This is a genomic window from Bacillus sp. MMSF_3353 (assembly GCF_030733445.1).
GTDB lineage: Bacteria > Bacillota > Bacilli > Bacillales > Bacillaceae_G > Bacillus_A > Bacillus_A wiedmannii.
Genome location: NZ_JASHJA010000063.1, coordinates 1 through 9,488, shown reverse-complemented (window position 1 = coordinate 9,488; position 9,488 = coordinate 1). Strand labels below are relative to the sequence as shown.

Here is a 9,488-nt window from a genome sequence, read left to right as displayed (position 1 = left end):
GTAATATTATTTTAGGAGTGTTACATTTTGAAATACAAATTAATTGCTACAGGAATTCTTGCTGGAAGTCTACTATCCTACTCATCTAGTGCATTTGCAAATACTCATAAATTTCCAGATGTCCCAAATTGGGCAAGCCCTTCTGTAAATTACCTAGTTGAAAAAGGCGCATTACACGGAAAACCCGATGGTACTTTTGCTCCTGCTGAAACAATTGACCGCGGTTCAGCTGCCAAAATAATGGCTATAATGCTTGGATTAGAAATTAATAAGAATGCTAAACCATCTTTCCGAGATGCTCAAAACCACTGGGCAGCACCTTACATTGCAGCTGTTGAAAAAGCAGGTGTTATTAAAGGAGATGGAAATGGTAACTTCCTTCCAACAGGTTTGATTAATCGTGCATCCATGGCTTCAATGGTGGCAAATGCTTATAAATTAGAAAATAAAGTTGCTAAAAATAGTGTAACTACATTTGAGGATTTAAAAGGGCATTGGGGAGAAAGATATGCAAATATTTTAATACAAACAGAAATTTCTAAGGGCACTGAAGACGGAAATAGCTGGTCCCCTAATAGAGCGATTACCCGTGCAGAAGCTGCACAATTTATTGCAAAATCTGATCAAATCCACAAACATACAAAAGTAGAAGAAAATACTGTAGTTGGTGTAATAAATGATGCAGACCCTTATTATGTGACTGTTGCATATAAAGATGCTAATGGAAATAGTCAAGAAGTGACTATAGACTTCCCAAATGGTAGTAACTCTAACCTTAAAAAAGGTGACAAGGTTAAAGTTGCTAACAAAAATCAATGGAAACATCAAAAAATCTATGGGCAAACTGTATTTTACACTGATGTGAATTCTATTTCTAAAGTAAATGATGAATCTAACAAACAACAAGAAAACCATGTAATTGGGGTAATAAATGATGCAGATCCTTATTATGTGACTGTTGCATATAAAGATGCTAATGGAAATAATCAAGAAGTGACTATAGACTTCCCGAATGGTAGTAACTCTAACTTTAAAAACGGTGACAAAGTTAAAGTTGCTAACAAAGATCAATGGAAACATCAAAAAATCTATGGACAAACTGTATTTTACACTGATGTAAGTTCTATTTCTAAAATAAACGAAGAATCTAACAAACAACAAGAAAACCATGTAATGAGTAAAGATAAAGAACAAAAACTCTTAGCACAACTAAAAAAACGTTCTGGTACAGTGACAAAAAAATCCGAAGATAGCCTAGAAATTTCAAGTAAAAATCAAACCATTCGTGCCCATGTTAATCCAAAAGTACTACCAAACATTCAGATAGGTGATACAGTAAATGTTTATGCTCAAGCATTTGAAATGGCCCCTATCCTTCTAAAGGACTTACCTTTCGAGGCAAGAAACGCGATTATTCAAAAAGGAAATGAACAAAATATTTTAGAGAATCAATACAAAAAAATCACAGGAAATGTTACAGGAAAATCGGATAACTCAATCTTAGTTTCAAGTAACAACATAACTTATGAAGTTGAAACTTCAACCGAAGTATTACAAGATATTGTAATCGGTGATACGGTGAACGTTTATGCTGCATCTTTTGATTTTAGCCCTATTTTACTTGCTGGTGTTCCTGTGAAAGCTATTTCTCCTATTGTTGAAAAAACAAACTAATGTTCAACATTCTATAATTTTGTTAACTTCATCCGAAAAGAACTCCTAAGTAACATAGGAGTTCTTTTTATGAAGTTATATATTTTCTATCGTGCTCGTAAGACCTAGTATATTAATCGTGATTTACTATCTGTCCAACAGTAACTATCTTATTTTTATTTCTATAAGTTTTTATCAAGAGACAGAGCTTTATTTCCCCATCTTTCTTTGAACTCCCCCACTCTCACTTCTAAATAAAGTGAACGCGTTTGACACTCCCACGGCTAAAGCCGCAAGTCCTACACCTTACGGTGTAACGGATGGGATTCTTGAATGACTAAGCATTCGCAGTCCATTTCTGTTTTGAACAGCCTTCAAGATGAGGGTGTGCCATCACCCCTCCTAAGACAGACCATATAGGTTCTTAGGCTGATTGACTATTACCGCCAACCACAGTTGCGTAGCGAATATTCATCGCCCCAACGATATCACGATGTTTCTCAAATCCACATTGGCACTTGTATTTTCTGTCTTGTGCCTTGTTCTTTTCAGAACATTTCGGACATGTTTGACTTGTATAAGAAGGGTTCACATATTCGACCTTTATGCCAACTAATGTCGCTTTGTACTCGATGAATTGTGCTAAACGATGGAATGACCAAGTGTGTAGATTTTTTTCGTTTTTACGGCTTGTTCGTGCCGTCTGTCTAATGTTCGTTAGTTGCTCTAATCGAATGACAGAAATATTATTATCCGTTGCAAAATCAACGATTACACGACTTACTTTGTGGTCTTGGTCTTGCATCCATCTTTGTTCTTTATCATCGAGTTGACGAAGGGCATTCAGTTTCTTAGCTTCTCCTAACTTCTTGCGAACACTGCGAAACTTACGTTTCATAAATTTGTTTTGCCTACCGTTCCCGAAGAAACGAACTTTATCATCATCTGTGATGGCTACCGCAGGAACTTTAAGACCTAAGTCTACTCCTAAAATCTTTGTTCCCGTTTTTTCGTTTGTAGGAATCGTGACAGATATTTGAGCAATCCATTTAGCAGATTTCTTCGTGATACGGAGTGTACCTAACTTGTGCTTCAACAATTCGAAATTGCGATTATATTTGTCTATTAATAAAGCGCGAACCTTTAAACGAGTTGACTTTCCGTTTACCATAAACGGAATTGAAATGTGCGTGAAGTCAAATGAATAGTTTTGGTTATTCCATACACAAACAGGTCTTTTTAGAATCGGAACGATTTTGTATTTACTCTTTTTCACCTTTGTAGAAAACACACTTTTCGCATCTTTAATTGCTTGATTTTTCACCGCACTTGGGATATTGGCCTCAATATCCTTTGTACTTTTCTTTGTGCTTTTCTTTGCTTCAACCATTTCAGATACAAGGGCATTAATGACTTTTATATACTCGTGGCTACTTTGTTCCAATAGCATGATTTGTTGTTTTGTTGGAAGCAATTTAACTTTAACTGTGATGGTTTGTGGCACAAGTTTCACCCCCTCGTTTTTTGATTTTCAACATAATGTTTTATTGTCTCACTTGATACATTTCCAGCAGTAGAAACAAAATAAGAACGCGTCCATAGGCTCGGCAAGTGTTGAAGATGAGGAAACTCTTCTCTCAAACGTTTTGATGTCACTCCTTTAATTTTTGCCATTGTATCAGCAGGACTAAGTGTTGGTGGTGTATTTAAGAACAAGTGAACGTGGTCTTTGTCGCATTCCATTGCAACAATAGAAATATCCAATTCTCCGCATATTTCTTGAACCAACTCTTTGAAACGTTCTTCTACTTTTGTATTAAGAAAAATCTTTCTTCTGTATCGTGGACAAAACACAAAATGATAGTTAATTAATGACACGGTTGTTTTGGTTCTTCTATAATCATTCATCATGTTTGCATTGTATCAGTTGGATTATAAAACTGCAACGCGAAAGAGAAAAAAATAAAAGATACCAACATTTTGGATACTTAGAGTGCCACAAACCTTGCGGTTTTTAGTAGCACTCCTTATCCAACCTCCCTTTCATCCCCTGCCTAAACGCGAGGGGCTTTCTCGTTCGGGAAGGGCTGTAATTCAACTGTTTTAAAAAAATCAAATTTTATTGCTCAAGGCACCTTCGAACTTTAGAAGGAACAAAAAAAGAAGAGGGATTTCCTCCCTCTTCACCAATAAAATCAAACATATTTACAATTAAGGAAGGGTATACATTCATCGGGGGATGAATGTAATAATAATATTTCACATAGTGAATCATAACACAAATCCACTTCCATTAATAGATAATTTTAACATTTATGGATTATATGTGACAGAACTGTTAAACATCTTAATATTAAAAGGTTTTATATGATAGAACTAGAAAATTGCTAGTGTAGGGATAAAATATAAGGGGGATATGTATTATGTTTACAAAAAAACAAAAATTAGTAACAACCGTAACAGCTTTAACATTAGGATGTGGATTTACTTTCGGATCAACACCGGCATTTGCAGATTCTAATAAGGCGTCTGTAAGCACTGCACCTATTTATTCTATTCATAAACAAGAACAAGATCCTTTTACTGGATATGTCATTTCAGTAGAAAACAATTATTTAGTGGTTGCTTCTACATCTACAAAAGATGAAGCTCTCGCTTACCAAAATGATTGGTGGGAGTTAGTAAATCAAAATAAGATTTTAAGGGTTCCTATTTCAGATGGTGAAAATTACACTATAGGTGAACAGTTAAATGTTTATGCTGCTGCATGGACCAAATCTTTACCACCAATTGCTGTAATGCCTAAAATTGAAAAAGTAATTCAATAGATTATGCTAAAAATAACAGGGCATCATTCTAATTAGAATGATGCCCTGTTATTTAGTAAAAAACCGAATACGTAATCTTTATATTCTTTTTCGTTGCTTTCTGATTTCCATCATATATTAACCTAATACTTATCATTCTGCACCTGACGCAAGATCCTACATCTCACATTACTGTAAAGATATTATTCGCCATCTTTCATCTCTAAAATAGTAGTATCGTTTACAATCCCATGGCATACCCTTTAAGAGCATTAAGAAATACCTTGTTTCATACCCCTATCTTTTACACTCTTACTGCTATCGCTAGCAAATTTAATTCTTTAATTCTATTTTCACAGATTCATATATTCTTCTAAAGTCAGTTTTTTCTTATATATACTTTCAGCAATATCTCCTACATAGCGAATATGCCACGGTTCATAAGCATATCCAGTAATACCCTCTTTACCTTTTGGATAACGAATAATAAAACCTGCACGATGCGCATTTTCTTTCAGCCATTTTCCTTCTTTCGTATTCGCAAAAGTTAGCTCTAGCTCATTATTTGCACTTTTAGAAGAAACATCCATCGTTAATCCCGTTTGATGTTCACTATGTCCAGGCTTTGCCGAGAAGCGATCCGTATGCTCTTGCCCTTTCTTTTTAACATTGTTGGCATACAGGCCTTTTTGATACTCATAGGAACGAAATCCTGAAACAGCATTCAACTGGATTCCATCCTGCTTAGCTAAAAGGAATAGTTTTTCTAACGCTTCCGCTGCTTCTTTACGAAGATGACTCTTTTCTACCGTTCCACTAAATGAAAACGGTACATTTGGGACAACTAAATCCTCTGGCATATAGTCTTCGGGTAAACCATATTCCTTATTTACTACAGCCTGTACACTAGCAAAAGAACTTGCTATCTTATTTGAAGTCCCATTTTGCTTACTATTTTTTTCTTTATTTATGGAGTTTTCACTAGTTTCATGGTTTGTCTTATATGGTTCTTTACCAATAGATATATTGGTGTAAATGATAAAGATACCTAACATTACTACTATACAAGTTAAGGTTCCTACTAATTTAAGTCTCATCATTCATTTCCTTCCTACAGCGCCTACTGTTACTCATTCATCATACTTCAGCCATGTCAAATCCATATTAATTCCCTGTGAACTTTTCTTCATAACGTATTTCTTAATAGATTGATAGTATATCTTCCCGTACTTTTGACATCCTTAAAATATCAGTTCTATTCATACATGTAGAAATATAATCTAAAAATTCTTATAATAAGATAAGAAGTGTAGCATTCTATTATAGAAAGGTCTTGGTATAATGTTAGGTATTGATGTAAAAAAAACAAAAGAAGAGTTAATAATTTCATGGCAATTGGCGGAGGTTACAATCCCATTACGTGATGTGCTTGAGGTTACCGAAGATGCTACCTATGCGGGAGTTGAAGAACCAACTGCAATCCGTATCGGAACTGCATATGCGACAACTGATCGTATATTAATTAGAACTGTAAAACAAAATTATGTATTATTTACTACAAACAAAGTGTCGATTTTAAAGGCTATACTTGGTTAAAGATGGTCATATAAATAGATTCAAACAAAGTTCGAATAAAGCAAAAGAGAGAAGTCATAGAAATTTCCTTATTTTATTAAATTCATTAGTATGGCTGCTAACACTTTTGAATTCTTCAAAACGAAAATTATTATCTTGGTCACCTTTTGCTATATTTGAGGGTAACATGTAATTGATGTATAATGAAGATGAACTGCTCAACATTTTTCTTTTAAGTTAGTATGTCAAACCCTAACTACCTAAAGAACTAAGGTAAACGTATATTATGTCATTTTAATATTTTATGTTTTAGAGTTCCTCTATTTGAATCGTAAAATGTGGTTTGAATTTCACTTCAATTGTTTTGTTTCCTACGCCACCTTGGACATACAATGAATCATTGCGGGTATAGATTCGTTTAGCCGAATCCATATTGGTTTCAAATATACAATTATTTTCATAACACATTTTTAATTCAACAGTTTCCTCGTAATAACACATAATCATTACTAATTCAAATCCCAGTTTGTCTATTTTACTATATCTATATGCACCTGCACCAGGAATAAAATAATCTTCTGGTTCACTCTCGAAAATTTCCAATAATTCGTATTCATCATATTTAATATTCAATTTGAGTATTCCTAACTTATTTTATAGGTAGTGTATTTATAGTTTCATACGATGTTTATTTTGCACCGTATGAAACTAGTATATTTACTATATGAAGTAGTGACTATTATTCTGGACATAAATCAAGTACATCATGAAACATAGCGTATTCTACAGTCACCTGAGGTCCAAAAATTGTTACCCCCTCTGGGAATTTGAGGTTCATTACAACCTTATTTACTTCTGCATAGGATAGTTGTGTATAATTCTTCGATGTTAAAGATTGAATAACTTGTTGGTCAAATTCCAATTGCTGACTCGTATAGGGCTGTGTGTCATATCCATCTAAAGTTGACATGAGTGACGTATCGCCAGGACAGTCAACTGAAAATTCATGCTGTAAGTAAAATACAGGTGCCAATTTTGAAATTAATAAAGTACTGCTGTAGTAAATATTTAAATTCTCTTTCTTATATGGTTTAAAATCGAATACATATTTTTCTGCTGGCCAAATATCATCAATGTTGACAGGTGTTGTTTGAATGTGTGCATTATGAATAAATACAGTTAATTCTTTAGGTAATTCAATTTTATTTTCACACCTAAGTAAATATTCATTTACAGCTCCATTTACATAAAAATGTTGTATTGCTTTTTTTACTAATTCATTCATATATGAATCCTTTCTTAACCCATTTTCAAATCATGTCCCGCAGGTTTCGTTGAGTTTAAATTAAAGTCTACTTCTCCCTGATGTTTCCCCTTTTTATTAAGTACTTCAAATCTACCATGTTGTGTATCTAAAGCATAAAGATTATTGGATTTTGAATCAACATATACGTCCCTTTTATTTACTCTGCTCAGTTTTGAGTCTTTTTTCCAACCATTTTGCTCAGCAATGCCTTTTGAGGCTATTTTTATTTCAGCGGCTTTTTCATTTATATTCATTTTTGCGATTTTTTTATCAAAGGCTGCTACATCGAAAGAACCTGTTGATACATTTTTTGTTACATTACCAAGTTTCTGTGCATTTTTCTCCAGATCGCCTAGTTTACCAAAGGTACGGCCAATTACTTTTGTTGTACCACCAGTAACTGCAGTAAGTGTTCCCCATACAAAGTCACTTGGCGCATATTTATCATGAGTAAACATTTCCTCGCCCGTAAAGAGCTGTATACCTTGTTTTACTTCTCCAATTCCAGGAGCTAAATCAAGGAATAATGAAGTTTGTTTAGCGGAACGTTTTTGTTCTTCTAAATATTCCAGCTGAAGCAACCTCCATTCATGGTATTACTAATAAAACTGTCCACGATGCACCATCGTGGACAGTAATGTATAAAAAATTATGTGAAGTTACTGCAGGAAAAACTCTACTTATTTATTGTATAATAGTAATAATAATAAAGTTACTAAATTTTGATTATTAAAAGCTAAGAGCCTTACTACATTCTACGTAATAAGGCTCTTTAAAGTTGTTTCAAATTACATCCATCTGTTTATATAATACTTAAAAAATGAATAATAAAGTTGTTTACTTCTTATTGAACTAACGCATCTGTTCGTTTAAGTGTAATTCTTTACAATTACTTGATACTATATAGGTGAATAGAAAGATAAATTAAAATTTAGTTTCGTAGTTGTAAAAGGAGGTTATTTATATTATTCTCTTATAATTTTCCAAAAAGGAGAGTTTATGAAAAAGATTATTGTTTTTGTGTTAACGATATTTATATTATCCTTAGGATTCGCAACACAAAGTTATGCGTTGTCAGATTCGCAATCTGCGGCAATACAAGCGTTGCTAGATGATGCCTGTCGTATATCAGGTGTGCCGGGAATGTCAATCTCAATACTTGCTGATGATGAAGTGTTCTACTTTTCTTCAGGATATGCAGACCGTGAAAAGGGTTTGTCTGCAAGTGAAAATACACTCTATGAGTTAGCCTCAGTCAGTAAAGCTTTTACCGGTATGGGTATTATGCTGTTGGAAGAGAAAGGGCTGCTCTCAATGACTGACCCTGTCCAAAAATATTTACCTTGGTTTACGTTAAAGTATCAAGGGAAACCTGTTGATATGCAAAGTCTTACACTAAATAACTTTCTTCACCATACCAGTGGTCTAACAAATATTATGCATACTCAAAATATTCCACAAGGCAATACACCGGATATGTTGCAAAAGACTGTGGAAATGCTCGTGGATGCTGAATTGGCGTTCCCTCCCGGTGAACAGTATAACTATGGAACCGTTAATTATGACGTATTGGGTTTGGTTATTGAGATTGTGTCGCGACAAAGCTATGAAGACTTTATGAAGGAACAGGTATTTCAGCCATTAGGTCTTCACCAGACGTATGTTTATAAAGAAGATGCTCAAGCGACTGGGCAGTTGGCACAGGGCTACCGTTCTTCCTTTTTTATGACAACTCCATTTAAAGCTCCGGATTATGCTGGGAATAAACCGGCAGGCTACATCATTTCTAATACAAAAGATATGGCGCGTTGGATGGGCATACAGATGGGTATTGTGCAGGACATACCCGGAATATTTCACACGGTTATCGAAAAATCACATAGGGGTGATATGTCTGTTCCAGCTGTCAACGGTATGTATTATGCGGCAGGTTGGTCCGTAAACGCCGAACAAACGATTATAGAACACACTGGGGGCAATCCAAATTTCAGAACCGAAGTAGCCATACTGCTAAATGAACGAACAGCCGTCTCCTTGCTGAGCAACGGCGCAAATACCAATATAAACATAGTACTAAAAGTTAAAGATATATTAGAAGGCAATCTAACTCAGTCATATGAAATAAGCGGCACACAGCTTTTGGATAT

Annotated in this window: 10 protein-coding genes and 1 pseudogene; 5 read left to right on the top strand and 6 right to left on the bottom strand. The window is 34.5% G+C overall.

Going from position 1 to position 9,488, the window contains the following annotated elements:
* The first annotated feature begins 27 nt into the window (after positions 1-27).
* Entirely contained in the window at positions 28-1,674 is a 1,647-nt protein-coding gene (locus RBB48_RS31000; protein WP_088065099.1) for an S-layer homology domain-containing protein, read from the top strand.
* Between the two features lie 403 nt (positions 1,675-2,077).
* Here RBB48_RS31000 and RBB48_RS30995 read toward each other — a convergent pair whose 3' ends face one another.
* Together RBB48_RS30995 and tnpA are read right to left on the bottom strand one after the other, a co-directional pair.
* Positions 2,078-3,157, bottom strand: coding sequence for an RNA-guided endonuclease InsQ/TnpB family protein (locus RBB48_RS30995; RefSeq protein ID WP_001136645.1), 1,080 nt, complete (start codon positions 3,155-3,157; stop codon positions 2,078-2,080).
* A gap of 5 nt (positions 3,158-3,162) precedes the next feature.
* Positions 3,163-3,564 carry an IS200/IS605 family transposase gene (gene tnpA / locus RBB48_RS30990; RefSeq protein WP_033666944.1) on the bottom strand — a complete coding sequence of 134 codons (402 nt, stop codon included), beginning with the start codon at positions 3,562-3,564 and terminating at the stop codon, positions 3,163-3,165.
* A 512-nt stretch (positions 3,565-4,076) separates the two neighbouring features.
* On the opposite strand from tnpA, the gene RBB48_RS30985 reads away from it, so the two are divergent.
* On the top strand, positions 4,077-4,481 hold the full coding sequence (locus RBB48_RS30985; protein WP_088065097.1) for a DUF3221 domain-containing protein: 405 nt from the start codon (positions 4,077-4,079) through the stop codon (positions 4,479-4,481).
* Between the two features lie 332 nt (positions 4,482-4,813).
* Here RBB48_RS30985 and RBB48_RS30980 read toward each other — a convergent pair whose 3' ends face one another.
* Entirely contained in the window at positions 4,814-5,557 is a 744-nt protein-coding gene (locus tag RBB48_RS30980; RefSeq protein ID WP_088065122.1) for a M15 family metallopeptidase, read from the bottom strand.
* A gap of 244 nt (positions 5,558-5,801) precedes the next feature.
* On the opposite strand from RBB48_RS30980, the gene RBB48_RS30975 reads away from it, so the two are divergent.
* A complete protein-coding gene (locus RBB48_RS30975) occupies positions 5,802-6,056 on the top strand; it encodes a SunI/YnzG family protein (RefSeq protein WP_098230915.1) in 255 nt (84 codons plus the stop codon).
* Between the two features lie 288 nt (positions 6,057-6,344).
* Here RBB48_RS30975 and RBB48_RS30970 read toward each other — a convergent pair whose 3' ends face one another.
* From RBB48_RS30970 to RBB48_RS30960, 3 genes are all read right to left on the bottom strand, one after another.
* A complete protein-coding gene (locus RBB48_RS30970; protein ID WP_088065096.1) occupies positions 6,345-6,668 on the bottom strand; it encodes a hypothetical protein in 324 nt (107 codons plus the stop codon).
* Between the two features lie 106 nt (positions 6,669-6,774).
* On the bottom strand, positions 6,775-7,320 hold the full coding sequence (locus RBB48_RS30965) for a hypothetical protein (protein WP_215559204.1): 546 nt from the start codon (positions 7,318-7,320) through the stop codon (positions 6,775-6,777).
* Between the two features lie 14 nt (positions 7,321-7,334).
* Positions 7,335-7,922 carry a colicin E3/pyocin S6 family cytotoxin gene (locus RBB48_RS30960; RefSeq protein WP_218923189.1) on the bottom strand — a complete coding sequence of 196 codons (588 nt, stop codon included), beginning with the start codon at positions 7,920-7,922 and terminating at the stop codon, positions 7,335-7,337.
* Here RBB48_RS30960 and RBB48_RS31905 point away from each other — a divergent pair.
* Together RBB48_RS31905 and RBB48_RS30955 are read left to right on the top strand one after the other, a co-directional pair.
* A pseudogene (locus RBB48_RS31905) lies at positions 7,901-8,029 on the top strand (3'-5' exonuclease); the annotation flags it as partial. The gene RBB48_RS30960 and the pseudogene RBB48_RS31905 overlap by 22 nt on opposite strands.
* Positions 8,030-8,340: 311 nt before the next feature.
* The coding region (locus tag RBB48_RS30955) for a serine hydrolase domain-containing protein (RefSeq protein ID WP_306008800.1) at positions 8,341-9,488 on the top strand (1,148 nt) is incomplete at its 3' end.